Raw genomic sequence first — 16665 nt, forward strand, 5'->3', positions numbered from 1 at the left:
AACCGGGGCCATGCGCTCCGGTTTACTCAATCAGCTTCAACAGTGGCGACAAGCATAGCAAAATGCCGTAAAGCAGAATTAGCCAGGCTTTAAATCCGCGAAGTTTTTCCAGTTGTGCGACTTTATAGATCAGGAAAAACGGAATGAGGCACGACACAATGCCATATAACGGGCTTCCCAACTGAAAGAACACCAGCACCGATACACGAAACGAAACCCAAATCGTCAATGTAATGACGATAAAAGCGCAGATCGCCAGAGTCAGCATGCGTGAGTTAATTTTCTTGGTATCAATAATTCGGCTTAACAGATTGAGAATAATGCCTTTAATAGCCTCGTGGAAACCGAGATAAATGCCAAAGAATGCGGTCAGTACGGCAAAGATATTCAGCACCGTAGAGGTGATATGAATGATATGTCCAGGGATCACCTGCGCGGCCAGCGCCAGTGCCGAGATATTTTGTTCAAAGGCAGAAACGGCTTCTTCGTGGCTAATTGAGAAGGTAAACGAAAAGGCAAAAAACAGGATCACCGCGATGAGCGTGATATAACTAATTCGGTGGGTACGCAGCGCGAGCCGGGTTGCCAGTACTTTATCCGCTTCCCGTTTACGATAGGCAATATTCATTGGGTTAAGTACCTGAATAAATACTGCAGAAAAGAAGCAAAATGGAATGGTAAGCAAGACATCGCGGAAAAAGACGGAGGCTTGCGGGAAGGCGGTTATATTGGCGAAATTCCAGTGCGGGATCATCGCAAAACCGAACACGACAATAATCCCTACTTTGACCACCACCATTGGCCCGGAAATCTTAAACAGTAATCGTTCACCACCAGACGCAATCGCCACCAGTACGGCGAAAATAGCGACTTTATAAAGTAGAGATTGTGAAAGATCGGCATCGGTTAAACCGAAGGTTTTCAGGTACGAGGCGCTGTCGAAAACCACGGAGAGAGAGTAGATAAAAATCCCGTGGATAATCATCAAAAAGTAGATAACCCCGAGGAAAATTCCCCAGTTCTTCCCCAGGTAATGACTGATAATATCGGTGTAGTCATTACAGGAATCGCTTTCAGAAAGGGTTTTTAAATAAATGTCCTGCACTACCCAGGTGGCAGGATAAGCAATGATCGCTGCGGTAATAAATACCCAAATTCCCTTCAAGCCAATTTGTACTGGCATCAGCACGGTTCCGGCACCAATCGCCATGCCTATGCATAATAAAACCCAGCCGAAGTCGTAGCGTGTAAACGGCAATTTCTGATTGTGTTTCGATAGTGTGTTGTGCTGCATAAAGTCCTGTCCAGAAAGAAGTCGGCCTCGCAAAAATGAATAAACCCAGTTTCTCTTGCGCAACAGGTGGAGAAGTCGAATACGCAGTATGTAAAAAATGAGGCAACAGATTCACTGGGGAGGTCGCGAGGAGGCGCAATTCTACAAAATTGCGCATTTCACTACCAGTCTGGAGTCAGCCCGGATATGAACTGCAACTATTGCAAATAAAGAAATTAAGCTGGAAGGCATCGCGCAATGAGGAAGATTGCCGGGTGCTGACAGTAAAAAGCAATCGTAAAATCAGCGGCAAGCCGAAAGGGTTCCGGTGAGGCGCAATGTTGCGGGGGCTTTATCCCTGGTGGCATTGGTTGCTGGAGAGAGAAAACCCCCGCACGTTGCAGGTATGTACCTGACAACATAACGGGGGCTAATCTTGAACCTAGACCACTCAAGAATAGCCGCGAAACGTTGTCATTACAACACAGGCGGCTATATGACGCTCGCAGAACTGGGCATGGCCTTCTGGCATGATTTAGCGGCTCCGGTCATTGCTGGCATTCTTGCCAGTATGATCGTGAACTGGCTGAACAAGCGGAAGTAACGTGTCATGCGGGCGTCAGGCTGCCGTAATGGCAATTTGCGCCCGGACCAGGCCGCAGGGATGAAACTCTGCGGCCTTTTTCGTAAGAAAAATGCAACGGTTGCAGGCGGATAATATTCTGCGGAATGCGCAGCACAGAGTGAGTAAGTGATGGATTTCGGAACAGAAAAACAGTCGTAGAATCAGCGGCAAGCCGGAAAGGTTCCGGTGAGGCGCAATGTTGCGGGGGCTTTATCCCTGGTGGCATTGGTTGCTGGAGAGAGAAAACCCCCGCACGTTGCAGGTATGCACCTGACAACATAACGGGGGCTAATCTTGAACCCAAACAACTCAAGAATAGCCGCGAAACGTTGTCATTACAACACAGGCGGCTATATGACGCTCGCAGAGCTGGGCATGGCCTTCTGGCATGATTTAGCGGCTCCGGTCATTGCTGGCATTCTTGCCAGTATGATCGTGAACTGGCTGAATAAGCGGAAGTAACGTGTCATGCGGGCGTCAGGCTGCCGTAATGGCAATTTGCGCCCGGATCAGGCCGCAGAGGTTAAACTCTGCGGCCTTTTTCGTGCTTACTGCGGGTAAGGCACCCAGTCGCCGCCGTTCAGGCGAACGTACGGTTTATCCTGGTATTGAATAACTACTGCATTTGAGTTCTCGGAGACCGGTGCTGTTTGTGGCAACCCACTGGTGAGTTTTTTCCAGTCAACATTGTCTTCGGTGAAAATCTTGCCATCAAGAACGCGAACCACCAGATCGGAGATAGCCAGGAAGCTGCTCGGTTGGTCAATGACAATCGGTGCCCCCTGATGTGGTGCCTTCATGCCGAAGAATTTCACCCCAACGGGGACGTCTGTGATAGACGGGCTAGGGATATCACGTAGGCCAGATACCTGCATTCTGTCGCCCTTCAGCGCGCCGCCGTGTTCCGGCACCACGACCACCATCACTTTACGACCCGATTTCTCCAGTTCAGTAAAGAAGGCGTCCAGTTCATCAAAGAATTTCTGCGCCCGCGCTTTGTAATCCGCTGTTTTGCTGACCCCCGGATAATGGTTGCCGTCATGCAGTGGAAGCGTGTTGTAGAACGTGGCACTACGGCTGTTTTTATCTTTTTCGGTAACGTCCAGCCAGCGGTTAAGCACGGCGGTATCGTCATAAACCGGCGAACCATCAAAGCCCAGCAAAATAACCGGCAGATTTGTTTGATCCATCAATTCAGTCTGCATGCCGCCATTTTCGCGAACTTCTTTCAAAAAACCGCCGAACTGGCCGTTATGCCCCATCATCAGGTGCTGGGTAAAGCCCAGTTTCGAAAGGTTATCAAACAGATAGCAGTCGTTATTTGCCGGTTGATACAGATTAGTGTGCGAAGTCTGCCCGCAGCTGGCGCGCAGTAAACGGATCGCCGCCGGGCCACTGTAGGAGGTGGCGGAGTTAAAGTTCTTGAACTCAATATCGAAATGCGACCACAGTGGATGCGACATCAACCCGGCGGCTTCTATATCCGACCAGGAAAGCGAACAGATGTTAATCACCAGTAGTTCAAATGGCTGAGCATCAGCGGGCAGCGAAGACGGGAAGGTCGATTTACGTTTCGCCTCCGCGTTATAGAAATTATTCAGCCAGGCGTTAAGGTTCGCCGTTGTTGGCGGTGCAGTTTGTGCGGGCATATCACCCACTACCGGTGCGCCACCCGTCGCCGCAACGGTTGCCGCTGCGTTACCACCCGTCGTTGTTACAGTGGTCGTCGGTTGTCCGGCTGGCCACAAGGAGAAACTTGGTCCCGCCAGGGTAAGTACGTTCAGCCATAGCAGTATGGCAACCACAAAAACGGTAATGCGAATCCATTGTGACAGGAATAACCAGGCCACTAATAAAACAAAAATGGCCCCAATCATCTGCCAGTTAATAAAGCGTGTGACAAGGTCGATTAAATAATCGGTACTGAACCCCGCCACCTGCGAACCCTGGCTCATTATGCTTTCCGGGCCAGGCAACCAGGTGTCATGCCAGAACAAAGCAAAGCCGATCGGCAGGGCAATCCAGTGGCGCAAGCGATGCAGGCTGTAGCGCGGAATGGGCATCAGCAGAAACGCGGCAAACACCAAATTGAGGAGCGGATGGAAGTTAAGATATCCCGCCCACAACAGGCCGAACTTAACCAGAAAATAGAAGTTCCAGCCGGAAAGGCCGCGCCAGTATTGCCAGAGGGAAGAAGGCATGGCGGTATTTTGCGTAAATTGAGTCATTTTTTGGTTGCCCTGGCTTTTTCCGTGCGGCGTAACGTCCCGGCCGGTTTAACATAACGAGGTTTAGCAAAGAACAAACGTAAGGTGTCGCGAATGCGTCGCAAAGAGTGCCGCGCCAGATAGCCCAGCGGGAAAAATATCAGTGCGCAAACGACAATAATTTCAATGATATCGCTGATGGTCATCATGATGAGCGCTCCACAGCATCATCTAACAGTCGCATGGGTTCTGGTATTCGTCGCCAGTGGCGACCATCGTGCTCGGCATTGATGACCGGTTTAGAACTTTGCGTTAAAGGCAGCGGCATGCCCCATTGTTCTGGGGCAAGCAAGCGCATCTGCACCAGCTCGGCACTGATTTGATCATCTTCAAACCAGACCATACGGTTTGAGAAAATGTCGCCAGTAGGCAATGGGAAAATATGATTCAACGCGGTATCCAGATCGTTAATCCGACAGAATGAGAGAAACAGCACCAGCCGATTACCGCCAATGGTCATGATATCGCCGGTACGGTTAGGGCGACACAGCGTCAGGGCTTGTTCAACGCGGATACCCGGTACCGGACGTAGGGCAACCAGAACGCCTTTACCGTGGGCAGGTAATAGAGGGTTATTCATCATGTTGTTGACGGCATTACAGAACACATCCCACTTCTGGAAACCACGCAGTTTGAGCGGCTGGGTCATTGACAGCAAGGTAGTGATATCTTCCGGCACATAGCGACTAAACTTCTGCCCTTGCACGCTTTCGATCATCGTCAGACAACGGGAGAGTGGCGCATTCCACGGAATAACCATATTTGCACCGCAGGCCAATAACAAACGTTCATCGGTGGCGCGCAGGCTAGCGGTATTTTCCCGCACGAGGATTTTCATCGCACTACCGCGCTGGCGACGCAGGGTATGAATGCTGCGGGCCAGTGGCTCGATTTGCGCATTTTGCTGTAAAGAAAAGACCACCGTCGCCGCCTGAGCGGTACGGGCTTCATTGAACAGGACTTCGTTATTGTTGAACAGTTGCCAGTGTTCCGATAGCGGCGGCGCACCTTCCAGTACAGCAACATTACTCAGAATGCGTTTTTCGTCGCTGCGTGGTTGGATCTCCGCCTCTTCGCTTTGAACTAATGTCCAGATACCATTTTGTTGCTGAACGCTAAGCTGCTGACGGGCGCTGACCCCTTTTTCGTTGCACCAGAAGGCAATATCCAGCAAATGTTGGTCACCCTGAAAACGCAAACTGGCAAGACCAAAAAGTGAACGGTATTCCTCAAGCAACAATGAAAATTGTTTATCGTTATTATTTCCGGGATTAATTACCAAAAGCGAACAATGGTTTAACCTGCTCCATTTATTCATTTTATCCAACCATGAGCGAAGCCGCTCGGCAGGAATGTTTTGCCATGCGTTATTTGCGCAAACAAGAATAAAAAGGTAATTATGGGGATCAATAGAACACTGCAAATCACGGGTCAAATAGTATAGACCTTTTTCATGATTTAGCATTGAAAATAATTTTATTTTTTCCGGCCCTTGAGAATCATCTAATTGAAAGATTTTCGCCGGATCGCTGTCCATGCTAATGACCGCGACGTGTGCGGTTTCAGCCTGGGATGCAATTGTTTGATTCGCCAGACTGATAGCATCTTCATGGCGATCGACGTTAAACCACCAGACGCCGCCTGCTGGCATATGTCGCAGCTCATCCCATAATGATGAGATACCGATAGAGAATACAGGGTCCACAATGTCCCTCATGTCACCATTTTGTCTGATTATCAGTTTACTAGCGAAAGCTAAGAAATAAACCTACCATTGAAATTAAAACTTATCAGATTTAGCATGTGAATCAATTTAGAAGGTCACAAGACGTGTGATTTTAGTCTTTTCGTTTTTAACTTTTTCTGTTGCGTAACGGAAAGTCAAAAAGTGAGCAAATTCCCGTCTCGCCGTAAACAATAAACCGGCGAAATGCTCACGGTTAGAATTGTCTCATGAACGGTACAGTTATTTCATAGGGATCAAGCAAAATGAATAACAATGAACCAGATACTCTGCCTGATCCCGCGATAGGCTATATCTTCCAGAATGATATTGTGGCGTTAAAGCAGGCATTTTCACTGCCTGATATTGATTATGCCGATATTTCCCAACGCGAACAGTTGGCCGCGGCATTAAAACGCTGGCCGTTGCTGGCAGAGTTTGCGCAACAAAAGTAGGGGATTGGTGAATGGCCGTACTGGGATTGCAGGGGGTGCGGGGAGGCGTGGGGACAACAACCATCACCGCCGCATTAGCCTGGTCATTACAAATGTTGGGAGAAAATGTCCTGGTGGTCGATGCCTGCCCGGACAACTTGTTGCGCCTGTCATTTAATGTTGATTTTACCCACCGTCAGGGCTGGGCCAGAGCGATGCTGGATGGCCAGGACTGGCGTGACGCTGGGTTGCGCTACACCTCGCAGCTCGATTTGCTGCCTTTTGGTCAGTTATCCATTGAAGAACAAGAAAATCCACAGCACTGGCAAACCCGGCTGAGCGATATTTGCTCCGGCTTACAGCAACTAAAAGCCAGCGGGCGTTACCAGTGGATTTTAATCGACTTACCGCGTGATGCCTCGCAGATAACCCACCAGCTGCTGAGTTTGTGCGATCACTCGCTGGCAATCGTCAATGTGGATGCCAACTGCCATATCCGCCTGCATCAGCAAGCGCTGCCGGATGGCGCACATATTTTGATTAATAACTTCCGTATTGGCAGTCAGGTTCAGGACGATATTTACCAGCTTTGGTTGCAAAGCCAGCGCCGATTGCTGCCGATGCTCATTCATCGTGATGAAGCGATGGCTGAATGCCTGGCGGCTAAGCAACCAGTCGGTGAATACCGCAGTGATGCGCTGGCGGCAGAAGAGATACTGACGCTGGCGAACTGGTGCCTGTTGAACTATTCCGGGCTGAAAACGCCAGTCGGGAGTGCATCATGAGTATCCTGACCCGGTGGTTGCTTATCCCGCCGGTCAACGCGCGGCTTATCGGGCGTTATCGCGATTATCGTCGCCACGGTGCGTCGGCTTTCAGCGCGACGCTCGGCTGTTTCTGGATGATCCTGGCCTGGATTTTTATTCCGCTGGAGCACCCGCGCTGGCAGCGTATTCGCGCAGAACATAAAAACCTGTATCCGCATATCAACGCCTCGCGTCCGCGTCCGCTGGACCCGGTCCGTTATCTCATTCAAACATGCTGGTTATTGATCGGTGCATCGCGCAAAGAAACGCCGAAACCGCGCAGGCGGGCATTTTCAGGTCTGCAAAATATTCGTGGACGTTACCATCAATGGATGAACGAGCTGCCTGAGCGCGTTAGCCATAAAACACAGCATCTGGATGAGAAAAAAGAGCTCGGTCATTTGAGTGCCGGGGCGCGGCGGTTGATCCTCGGTATCATCGTCACCTTCTCGCTGATTCTGGCGTTAATCTGCGTTACTCAGCCGTTTAACCCGCTGGCGCAGTTTATCTTCCTGATGCTGCTGTGGGGGGTAGCGCTGATCGTACGGCGGATGCCGGGGCGCTTCTCGGCGCTAATGTTGATTGTGCTGTCGCTGACCGTTTCTTGCCGTTATATCTGGTGGCGTTACACCTCTACGCTGAACTGGGACGATCCGGTCAGCCTGGTGTGCGGGCTTATTCTGCTCTTCGCTGAAACGTACGCGTGGATTGTGCTGGTGCTCGGCTACTTCCAGGTAGTATGGCCGCTGAATCGTCAGCCGGTGCCATTGCCGAAGGATATGTCGCTGTGGCCGTCGGTGGATATCTTTGTCCCGACTTACAACGAAGATCTCAATGTGGTGAAAAATACCATTTACGCCTCGCTGGGTATCGACTGGCCGAAAGACAAACTGAACATCTGGATCCTCGATGACGGCGGCAGGGAAGAGTTTCGCCAGTTTGCGCAAAACGTGGGGGTGAAATATATCGCCCGCACCACTCATGAACATGCGAAAGCGGGCAACATCAACAATGCGCTGAAATATGCCAAAGGCGAGTTCGTGTCGATTTTCGACTGCGACCACGTACCAACGCGATCGTTCCTGCAAATGACCATGGGCTGGTTCCTGAAAGAGAAACAGCTGGCGATGATGCAGACTCCACACCACTTCTTCTCGCCGGACCCGTTTGAACGCAACCTGGGGCGTTTCCGTAAAACACCGAACGAAGGCACGCTGTTCTATGGTCTGGTGCAGGATGGCAACGATATGTGGGACGCCACTTTCTTCTGCGGTTCCTGTGCAGTAATTCGTCGCAAACCATTGGATGAAATTGGCGGTATTGCTGTCGAAACGGTAACCGAAGATGCGCACACGTCTCTGCGCCTGCACCGTCGTGGCTACACCTCTGCATATATGCGTATTCCGCAGGCGGCGGGGCTGGCGACCGAAAGTCTGTCGGCGCATATCGGTCAGCGTATTCGCTGGGCACGCGGGATGGTGCAAATCTTCCGTCTCGATAACCCGCTTACCGGTAAAGGGCTGAAATTCGCCCAGCGGCTGTGCTACGTCAACGCCATGTTCCACTTCTTGTCGGGCATTCCACGACTGATCTTCCTGACTGCGCCGCTGGCGTTCCTGCTGCTTCATGCCTACATCATCTATGCGCCAGCGTTGATGATCGCCCTGTTCGTGCTGCCGCATATGATCCATGCCAGCCTGACCAACTCGAAGATCCAGGGCAAATATCGCCACTCTTTCTGGAGTGAAATCTACGAAACGGTGCTGGCGTGGTATATCGCACCACCGACGCTGGTGGCGCTGATTAACCCGCACAAAGGCAAATTTAACGTCACCGCCAAAGGTGGACTGGTGGAAGAAGAGTACGTCGACTGGGTGATCTCGCGGCCCTACATCTTCCTTGTTCTACTCAACCTGGTGGGCGTTGCGGTAGGCATCTGGCGCTACTTCTATGGCCCGCCAACCGAGATGCTCACCGTGGTCGTCAGTATGGTGTGGGTGTTCTACAACCTGATTGTTCTTGGCGGCGCAGTTGCGGTATCGGTAGAAAGCAAACAGGTACGCCGATCGCACCGCGTGGAGATGACGATGCCCGCGGCAATTGCCCGCGAAGATGGTCACCTCTTCTCGTGTACCGTTCAGGATTTCTCCGACGGTGGTTTGGGGATCAAGATCAACGGTCAGGCGCAGATTCTGGAAGGGCAGAAAGTGAATCTGTTGCTTAAACGCGGTCAGCAGGAATACGTCTTCCCGACCCAGGTGGCGCGCGTGATGGGTAATGAAGTTGGGCTGAAATTAATGCCGCTCACCACCCAGCAACATATCGATTTTGTGCAGTGTACGTTTGCCCGTGCGGATACATGGGCGCTCTGGCAGGACAGCTACCCGGAAGATAAGCCGCTGGAAAGTCTGCTGGATATTCTGAAGCTCGGCTTCCGTGGCTACCGCCATCTGGCGGAGTTTGCGCCTTCGTCGGTGAAGGGCATATTCCGTGTGCTGACTTCTCTGGTTTCCTGGGTTGTATCGTTTATTCCGCGCCGCCCGGAGCGGAGCGAAACGGCACAACCATCGGATCAGGCTTTGGCTCAACAATGATGATAACGCGATGAAAAGAAAACTATTCTGGATTTGTGCAGTGGCTATGGGGATGAGTGCGTTCCCCTCTTTCATGACGCAGGCGACGCCAGCAACGCAACCACTGATCAATGCTGAGCCAGCTGTAGCCGCCCAGACGGAACAAAATCCGCAGGTGGGGCAAGTGATGCTGGGCGTGCAGGGCGCTGATGCGCCAGTCGTGGCGCAGAACGGTCCTTCGCGTGATGTGAAGCTGACCTTTGCGCAAATTGCGCCGCCGCCGGGCAGCATGGTGCTACGTGGCATTAACCCGAACGGCAGCATTGAGTTTGGTATGCGCAGCGATGAAGTGGTGACGAAGGCGATGCTCAACCTCGAATACACGCCATCGCCATCGTTACTGCCTGTCCAGTCGCAGTTAAAGGTTTATCTCAATGATGAGCTGATGGGCGTGCTGCCAGTGACCAAAGAACAGTTGGGTAAAAAAACGCTGGCGCAAATGCCCATTAACCCACTGTTTATTACCGACTTCAACCGTGTGCGGCTGGAGTTTGTCGGCCATTATCAGGACGTGTGCGAAAACCCGGCCAGCACCACGCTTTGGCTGGATGTTGGGCGGAGCAGTGGACTGGATCTGACCTATCAGACCCTGAATGTGAAGAATGACCTGTCACACTTCCCGGTGCCATTCTTTGATCCGCGTGATAACCGCACCAACACCTTGCCGATGGTCTTTGCGGGTGCGCCGGATGTTGGGCTGCAACAAGCCTCTGCCATTGTCGCCTCGTGGTTTGGTTCGCGTTCTGGCTGGCGTGGGCAGAACTTCCCGGTACTCTATAACCAACTGCCGGATCGCAATGCCATTGTCTTTGCAACCAACGACAAACGGCCGGACTTCCTGCGCGATCATCCGGCGGTAAAAGCCCCTGTGATTGAGATGATTAACCATCCGCAGAATCCTTACGTCAAACTGCTGGTGGTGTTTGGTCGTGACGACAAAGACCTGTTGCAGGCAGCGAAAGGTATCGCTCAGGGTAACATTCTGTTCCGTGGTGAAAGCGTGGTAGTGAATGAAGTGAAACCGCTGCTACCGCGTAAGCCGTACGATGCGCCGAACTGGGTACGTACCGATCGTCCGGTCACATTTGGCGAACTGAAAACCTATGAAGAACAGTTACAATCCAGCGGTCTTGAGCCAGCAGCGATTAACGTTTCGCTAAACCTGCCGCCGGATCTCTACCTGATGCGCAGTACCGGCATTGATATGGATATTAATTACCGCTACACCATGCCGCCGGTGAAAGACAGTTCGCGGATGGATATCAGCCTGAATAACCAGTTCCTGCAATCCTTCAACCTGAGCAGCAAACAGGAGGCGAACCGCCTGCTGCTGCGGATTCCGGTATTACAAGGTTTGCTGGATGGCAAAACAGATGTCTCTATTCCGGCGCTGAAACTGGGCGCGACCAACCAGCTGCGCTTCGACTTTGAGTATATGAACCCGATGCCGGGCGGTTCGGTGGATAACTGTATTACCTTCCAGCCGGTGCAGAATCATGTGGTGATTGGTGACGACTCCACCATCGACTTCTCGAAGTATTACCACTTCATCCCGATGCCGGATCTACGCGCCTTTGCTAACGCGGGCTTCCCATTCAGCCGGATGGCGGATCTGTCGCAAACCATCACCGTGATGCCGAAAGCGCCTAACGAAGCACAGATGGAAACGTTGCTGAATACTGTTGGTTTTATCGGCGCACAGACGGGCTTCCCGGCGATTAATCTGACGGTGACCGATGATGGCAGCACCATTCAGGGCAAAGATGCCGACATCATGATCATCGGTGGTATCCCGGACAAACTGAAAGACGATAAGCAGATCGACCTATTGGTGCAGGCGACCGAAAGCTGGGTGAAAACACCGATGCGCCAGACCCCGTTCCCCGGCATTGTGCCGGACGAGAGCGATCGCGCGGCAGAAACCCGGTCAACGCTGACCTCTTCCGGTGCGATGGCGGCGGTGATTGGCTTCCAGTCGCCGTATAACGACCAGCGCAGCGTGATTGCGCTGTTGGCAGATAGCCCACGCGGTTATGAAATGCTTAACGATGCGGTGAACGATAGCGGCAAACGCGCCACCATGTTCGGTTCGGTCGCGGTGATCCGCGAGTCCGGTATCAACAGCCTACGTGTTGGCGACGTTTATTACGTAGGTCATCTGCCGTGGTTCGAGCGCTTGTGGTATGCGCTGGCAAACCATCCGATTCTGCTGGCGGTGCTGGCGGCTATCAGTGTGATATTGCTGGCATGGGTACTGTGGCGTCTGCTGCGAATTATTAGTCGTCGTCGTCTTAACCCGGATAACGAGTAATTGAAGATGAATGTGTTGCGTAGTGGAATCGTGACGATGCTGCTGTTGGCTGCCTTTAGTGTTCAGGCAGCCTGTACCTGGCCTGCCTGGGAGCAGTTTAAAAAGGATTACATCAGTCAGGAAGGGCGCGTCATCGACCCCAGCGACGCGCGCAAAATCACCACCTCCGAAGGGCAAAGTTACGGTATGTTCTTTGCCCTGGCGGCTAACGACCGTGTAGCTTTCGATAATATTCTCGACTGGACGCAGAACAATCTCGCTCAGGGCTCTTTAAAAGAACGTTTGCCCGCCTGGCTGTGGGGCAAGAAAGAGAACAGTAAGTGGGAAGTGCTGGACAGCAATTCGGCCTCCGATGGTGATGTCTGGATGGCCTGGTCGTTGCTGGAGGCGGGGCGTTTGTGGAAAGAGCAGCGTTATACCGACATCGGCAGCGCGTTGCTAAAACGTATTGCGCGGGAGGAAGTGGTGACGGTGCCTGGGCTGGGTTCCATGTTGTTACCGGGCAAAGTGGGTTTTGCTGAGGATAACAGCTGGCGTTTTAACCCCAGCTACCTGCCGCCGACGCTGGCGCAGTATTTCACCCGCTTTGGCGCGCCGTGGACCACGCTGCGCGAAACCAATCAACGTTTATTGCTGGAAACCGCCCCGAAAGGTTTTTCGCCAGACTGGGTGCGCTATGAGAAAGACAAAGGCTGGCAGCTAAAAGCCGAAAAAACATTGATCAGCAGCTACGACGCCATCCGCGTTTACATGTGGGTAGGCATGATGCCTGACAGCGATCCGCAGAAAGCGCGGATGCTCAACCGGTTTAAACCGATGGCGACATTCACTGAGAAAAACGGTTATCCGCCGGAAAAAGTGGATGTGGCTACGGGGAAAGCGCAGGGTAAAGGACCAGTCGGTTTTTCTGCCGCCATGCTGCCCTTTTTACAAAACCGCGATGCGCAGGCCGTTCAGCGCCAGCGCGTGGCCGATAACTTTCCCGGCAGCGATGCCTATTACAACTATGTGCTGACCCTGTTTGGACAAGGCTGGGATCAACACCGTTTCCGCTTCTCGACAAAAGGTGAGTTATTACCTGACTGGGGCCAGGAATGCGCAAATTCACACTAAACATATTCACGCTTTCCCTCGGTCTGGCCGTCATGCCGATGGTCGAGGCAGCACCAACCGCTCAGCAACAGTTGCTGGAGCAAGTTCGGTTAGGCGAAGCGACCCATCGTGAAGATCTGGTGCAACAGTCGTTATATCGGCTGGAACTTATTGATCCGAATAACCCGGACGTCGTTGCCGCCCGTTTCCGTTCTTTGTTACGTCAGGGCGATATTGATGGCGCGCAAAAACAGCTCGATCGGCTGTCGCAGTTAGCGCCGAGTTCAAATGCGTATAAATCGTCGCGGACTACGATGCTACTTTCCACGCCGGATGGTCGTCAGGCACTGCAACAGGCACGATTGCAGGCGACGACCGGTCATGCAGAAGAAGCTGTGGCGAGTTACAACAAACTGTTCAACGGTGCGCCGCCGGAAGGTGACATTGCTGTCGAGTACTGGAGTACGGTGGCGAAAATTCCGGCTCGCCGTGGCGAAGCGATTAATCAGTTAAAACGCATCAATGCGGATGCACCGGGCAATACGGGCCTGCAAAACAATCTGGCGCTATTGCTGTTTAGTAGCGATCGCCGTGACGAAGGTTTTGCCGTCCTGGAACAGATGGCAAAATCGAACGCCGGGCGCGAAGGGGCCTCTAAAATCTGGTACGGGCAGATTAAAGACATGCCCGTCAGTGATGCCAGTGTGTCGGCGCTGAAAAAATATCTCTCGATCTTTAGTGATGGCGATAGCGTGGCGGCTGCGCAATCGCAACTGGCAGAACAGCAAAAACAGCTGGCCGATCCTGCTTTCCGCGCTCGTGCGCAAGGTTTAGCGGCGGTGGACTCTGGTATGGCGGGTAAAGCCATTCCCGAACTACAACAGGCGGTGCGGGCGAACCCGAAAGACAGTGAAGCTCTGGGGGCGCTGGGCCAGGCGTATTCTCAGAAAGGCGATCGCGCCAATGCAGTGGCGAATCTGGAAAAAGCCCTCGCACTGGACCCGCACAGCAGCAACAACGACAAATGGAACAGTCTGCTGAAAGTAAACCGCTACTGGCTGGCGATCCAGCAGGGCGATGCTGCGCTGAAAGCCAATAATCCTGACCGGGCAGAACGCCTGTTCCAGCAGGCGCGTAATGTCGATAACACCGACAGTTATGCAGTGCTGGGGCTGGGCGATGTGGCGATGGCGCGAAAAGATTATCCCGCCGCCGAACGTTATTATCAGCAGACCTTGCGTATGGACAGCGGCAACACTAACGCCGTGCGCGGGCTGGCAAATATTTACCGCCAGCAATCGCCAGAAAAAGCTGAAGCGTTTATCGCCTCGCTCTCTGCCAGTCAGCGGCGTAGCATTGATGATATCGAACGCAGCCTGCAAAACGACCGTCTGGCACAGCAGGCAGAGGCACTGGAAAACCAGGGCAAATGGGCGCAGGCGGCAGCACTTCAGCGGCAACGACTGGCGCTGGACCCCGGCAGCGTATGGATTACTTACCGACTTTCGCAGGATCTCTGGCAGGCCGGACAACGCAGCCAGGCCGATACGTTAATGCGCAATCTGGCGCAGCATAAGCTGAACGACCCGGAGCAGGTTTACGCTTACGGGCTGTACCTCTCTGGTCATGACCAGGACAGAGCGGCGCTGGCGCATATCAACAGCCTGCCGCGCGCGCAGTGGAACAGCAATATTCAGGAGCTGGTTAATCGACTGCAAAGCGATCAGGTGCTGGAAACCGCTAATCGCCTGCGAGAAAGCGGCAAAGAAGCTGAAGCGGAAGCGATGCTGCGTCAGCAACCACCTTCCACGCGTATTGACCTCACGCTGGCTGACTGGGCGCAACAACGACGTGATTACACCGCCGCCCGTGCTGCATATCAGAATGTCCTGACGCGGGAGCCAGCTAACGCCGACGCCATTCTTGGTCTGACGGAAGTGGATATTGCTGCCGGTGACAAAGCGGCGGCACGTAGCCAGCTGGCGAAACTGCCCGCTACCGATAACGCCTCGCTGAACACACAGCGGCGCGTGGCGCTGGCACAGGCGCAGCTTGGCGATACCGCAGCAGCGCAGCGGACGTTTAATAAGTTGATCCCGCAGGCAAAATCTCAGCCACCGTCGATGGAAAGCGCGATGGTGCTGCGCGACGGTGCGAAGTTTGAAGCGCAGGCGGGCGATCCAACGCAGGCGCTGGAAACCTACAAAGACGCCATGGTCGCATCCGGTGTGACCACGACGCGTCCGCAGGATAACGACACCTTTACCCGACTGACCCGTAACGACGAGAAAGATGACTGGCTGAAACGCGGCGTGCGCAGCGATGCGGCGGACCTCTATCGCCAGCAGGATCTTAACGTCACCCTCGAGCATGATTACTGGGGTTCGAGCGGCACCGGTGGTTACTCCGATCTGAAAGCGCACACTACCATGTTGCAGGTGGATGCGCCGTATTCTGACGGGCGGATGTTCTTTCGCAGTGATTTCGTCAATATGAACGTCGGCAGTTTCTCCACTAATGCCGATGGTAAATGGGATGACAACTGGGGCACCTGTACATTACAGGACTGTAGCGGCAACCGCAGCCAGTCGGATTCCGGTGCCAGCGTGGCGGTCGGCTGGCGAAATGACGTCTGGAGCTGGGATATCGGTACCACGCCGATGGGCTTCAACGTGGTGGATGTGGTCGGCGGCATCAGTTACAGCGATGATATCGGGCCGCTGGGTTACACCGTTAACGCCCACCGTCGGCCCATCTCCAGTTCTTTGCTGGCCTTTGGTGGGCAAAAAGACTCCCCGAGCAATACCGGGAAAAAATGGGGTGGCGTACGTGCCGACGGTGTGGGGCTAAGTCTGAGCTACGATAAAGGTGAAGCAAACGGCGTCTGGGCATCGCTTAGTGGCGACCAGTTAACCGGTAAAAATGTCGAAGATAACTGGCGCGTGCGCTGGATGACGGGCTATTACTATAAGGTCATTAACCAGAACAATCGCCGCGTCACAATCGGCCTGAACAACATGATCTGGCATTACGACAAAGATCTGAGTGGCTACTCACTCGGTCAGGGCGGTTACTACAGTCCGCAGGAATACCTGTCGTTTGCCATACCGGTGATGTGGCGGGAGCGCACGGAAAACTGGTCGTGGGAGCTGGGGGCGTCTGGCTCGTGGTCGCATTCACGCACCAAAACCATGCCGCGTTATCCGCTGATGAATCTGATCCCGACCGACTGGCAGGAAGAAGCTGCGCGGCAATCCAACGATGGCGGCAGCAGTCAGGGCTTCGGCTACACGGCGCGGGCATTACTTGAACGACGTGTTACTTCCAACTGGTTTGTTGGCACGGCAATTGATATCCAGCAGGCGAAAGATTACGCACCCAGCCATTTCCTGCTCTACGTACGTTATTCCGCCGCCGGATGGCAGGGTGACATGGATTTACCGCCGCAGCCGCTGATACCTTACGCCGACTGGTAAGTTTTCAGATAGCGCCTCTCTTAAT

General features: G+C 53.2%; 12 protein-coding genes. 8 read left to right on the forward strand and 4 right to left on the reverse strand.

Annotated features, from left to right (window positions below; genetic code table 11):
• Positions 1–22: 22 nt before the first annotated feature.
• Positions 23–1294 carry an aromatic amino acid transport family protein gene (locus tag HGD79_RS16860; protein ID WP_001296805.1) on the reverse strand — a complete coding sequence of 424 codons (1272 nt, stop codon included), beginning with the start codon at positions 1292–1294 and terminating at the stop codon, positions 23–25.
• Between the two features lie 475 nt (positions 1295–1769).
• Here HGD79_RS16860 and HGD79_RS16865 point away from each other — a divergent pair, with 475 nt between their 5' ends.
• A complete protein-coding gene (locus HGD79_RS16865; RefSeq protein WP_001295224.1) occupies positions 1770–1877 on the forward strand; it encodes a type I toxin-antitoxin system toxin Ldr family protein in 108 nt (35 codons plus the stop codon).
• Between the two features lie 375 nt (positions 1878–2252).
• On the forward strand, positions 2253–2360 hold the full coding sequence (locus HGD79_RS16870; protein WP_001295224.1) for a type I toxin-antitoxin system toxin Ldr family protein: 108 nt from the start codon (positions 2253–2255) through the stop codon (positions 2358–2360).
• Between the two features lie 86 nt (positions 2361–2446).
• On the opposite strand, the gene bcsG is transcribed toward HGD79_RS16870, so the two are convergent.
• From bcsG to bcsE, 3 genes are read right to left on the reverse strand one after another with little or no spacing between them, the layout of a single operon-like run.
• Complete coding sequence (bcsG, locus tag HGD79_RS16875; protein ID WP_000191596.1) at positions 2447–4126, reverse strand: cellulose biosynthesis protein BcsG; 1680 nt, start codon at positions 4124–4126, stop codon at positions 2447–2449.
• On the reverse strand, positions 4123–4314 hold the full coding sequence (gene bcsF, locus HGD79_RS16880) for a cellulose biosynthesis protein BcsF (RefSeq protein WP_000988308.1): 192 nt from the start codon (positions 4312–4314) through the stop codon (positions 4123–4125). The genes bcsG and bcsF overlap by 4 nt, the downstream gene beginning before the upstream one ends.
• Positions 4311–5882 carry a cellulose biosynthesis c-di-GMP-binding protein BcsE gene (gene bcsE / locus HGD79_RS16885; protein WP_001204931.1) on the reverse strand — a complete coding sequence of 524 codons (1572 nt, stop codon included), beginning with the start codon at positions 5880–5882 and terminating at the stop codon, positions 4311–4313. Before bcsE ends, bcsF begins: the two co-directional genes overlap by 4 nt.
• A gap of 272 nt (positions 5883–6154) precedes the next feature.
• Between bcsE and bcsR the strand changes: the two genes are divergently transcribed.
• From bcsR to bcsC, 6 genes are read left to right on the forward strand one after another with little or no spacing between them, the layout of a single operon-like run.
• Positions 6155–6343, forward strand: coding sequence for a cellulose biosynthesis protein BcsR (gene bcsR, locus HGD79_RS16890; RefSeq protein ID WP_001063318.1), 189 nt, complete (start codon positions 6155–6157; stop codon positions 6341–6343).
• Between the two features lie 11 nt (positions 6344–6354).
• Positions 6355–7107 (forward strand): cellulose biosynthesis protein BcsQ, encoded by a 753-nt coding sequence (gene bcsQ / locus HGD79_RS16895; protein WP_000279530.1) that lies wholly within the window; start codon positions 6355–6357, stop codon positions 7105–7107.
• Positions 7104–9722, forward strand: a complete 2619-nt coding sequence (gene bcsA / locus HGD79_RS16900; RefSeq protein ID WP_000025892.1) for a UDP-forming cellulose synthase catalytic subunit — start codon at positions 7104–7106, stop codon at positions 9720–9722. The genes bcsQ and bcsA overlap by 4 nt, the downstream gene beginning before the upstream one ends.
• A 10-nt stretch (positions 9723–9732) precedes the next feature.
• Positions 9733–12072, forward strand: a complete 2340-nt coding sequence (gene bcsB / locus HGD79_RS16905; protein ID WP_001300150.1) for a cellulose biosynthesis cyclic di-GMP-binding regulatory protein BcsB — start codon at positions 9733–9735, stop codon at positions 12070–12072.
• A gap of 6 nt (positions 12073–12078) precedes the next feature.
• Complete coding sequence (gene bcsZ, locus HGD79_RS16910; RefSeq protein WP_001307453.1) at positions 12079–13185, forward strand: cellulose synthase complex periplasmic endoglucanase BcsZ; 1107 nt, start codon at positions 12079–12081, stop codon at positions 13183–13185.
• Entirely contained in the window at positions 13167–16640 is a 3474-nt protein-coding gene (gene bcsC / locus HGD79_RS16915) for a cellulose synthase complex outer membrane protein BcsC (RefSeq protein WP_168848451.1), read from the forward strand. Before bcsZ ends, bcsC begins: the two co-directional genes overlap by 19 nt.
• The last annotated feature ends 25 nt before the right edge of the window (positions 16641–16665 follow it).

The sequence above is a fragment of the Escherichia sp. SCLE84 genome (genome assembly GCF_012584495.1).
GTDB lineage: Bacteria > Pseudomonadota > Gammaproteobacteria > Enterobacterales > Enterobacteriaceae > ECMA0423.

Coding starts and splice junctions, on each gene's coding strand:
- HGD79_RS16860 (WP_001296805.1), bottom strand. CDS start 1,294: ATGCAGCACAACACACTATCGAAACACAATCAGAAATTGCCGTTTACA.
- HGD79_RS16865 (WP_001295224.1), top strand. CDS start 1,770: ATGACGCTCGCAGAACTGGGCATGGCCTTCTGGCATGATTTAGCGGCT.
- HGD79_RS16870 (WP_001295224.1), top strand. CDS start 2,253: ATGACGCTCGCAGAGCTGGGCATGGCCTTCTGGCATGATTTAGCGGCT.
- bcsG (WP_000191596.1), bottom strand. CDS start 4,126: ATGACTCAATTTACGCAAAATACCGCCATGCCTTCTTCCCTCTGGCAA.
- bcsF (WP_000988308.1), bottom strand. CDS start 4,314: ATGATGACCATCAGCGATATCATTGAAATTATTGTCGTTTGCGCACTG.
- bcsE (WP_001204931.1), bottom strand. CDS start 5,882: ATGAGGGACATTGTGGACCCTGTATTCTCTATCGGTATCTCATCATTA.
- bcsR (WP_001063318.1), top strand. CDS start 6,155: ATGAATAACAATGAACCAGATACTCTGCCTGATCCCGCGATAGGCTAT.
- bcsQ (WP_000279530.1), top strand. CDS start 6,355: ATGGCCGTACTGGGATTGCAGGGGGTGCGGGGAGGCGTGGGGACAACA.
- bcsA (WP_000025892.1), top strand. CDS start 7,104: ATGAGTATCCTGACCCGGTGGTTGCTTATCCCGCCGGTCAACGCGCGG.
- bcsB (WP_001300150.1), top strand. CDS start 9,733: ATGAAAAGAAAACTATTCTGGATTTGTGCAGTGGCTATGGGGATGAGT.
- bcsZ (WP_001307453.1), top strand. CDS start 12,079: ATGAATGTGTTGCGTAGTGGAATCGTGACGATGCTGCTGTTGGCTGCC.
- bcsC (WP_168848451.1), top strand. CDS start 13,167: ATGCGCAAATTCACACTAAACATATTCACGCTTTCCCTCGGTCTGGCC.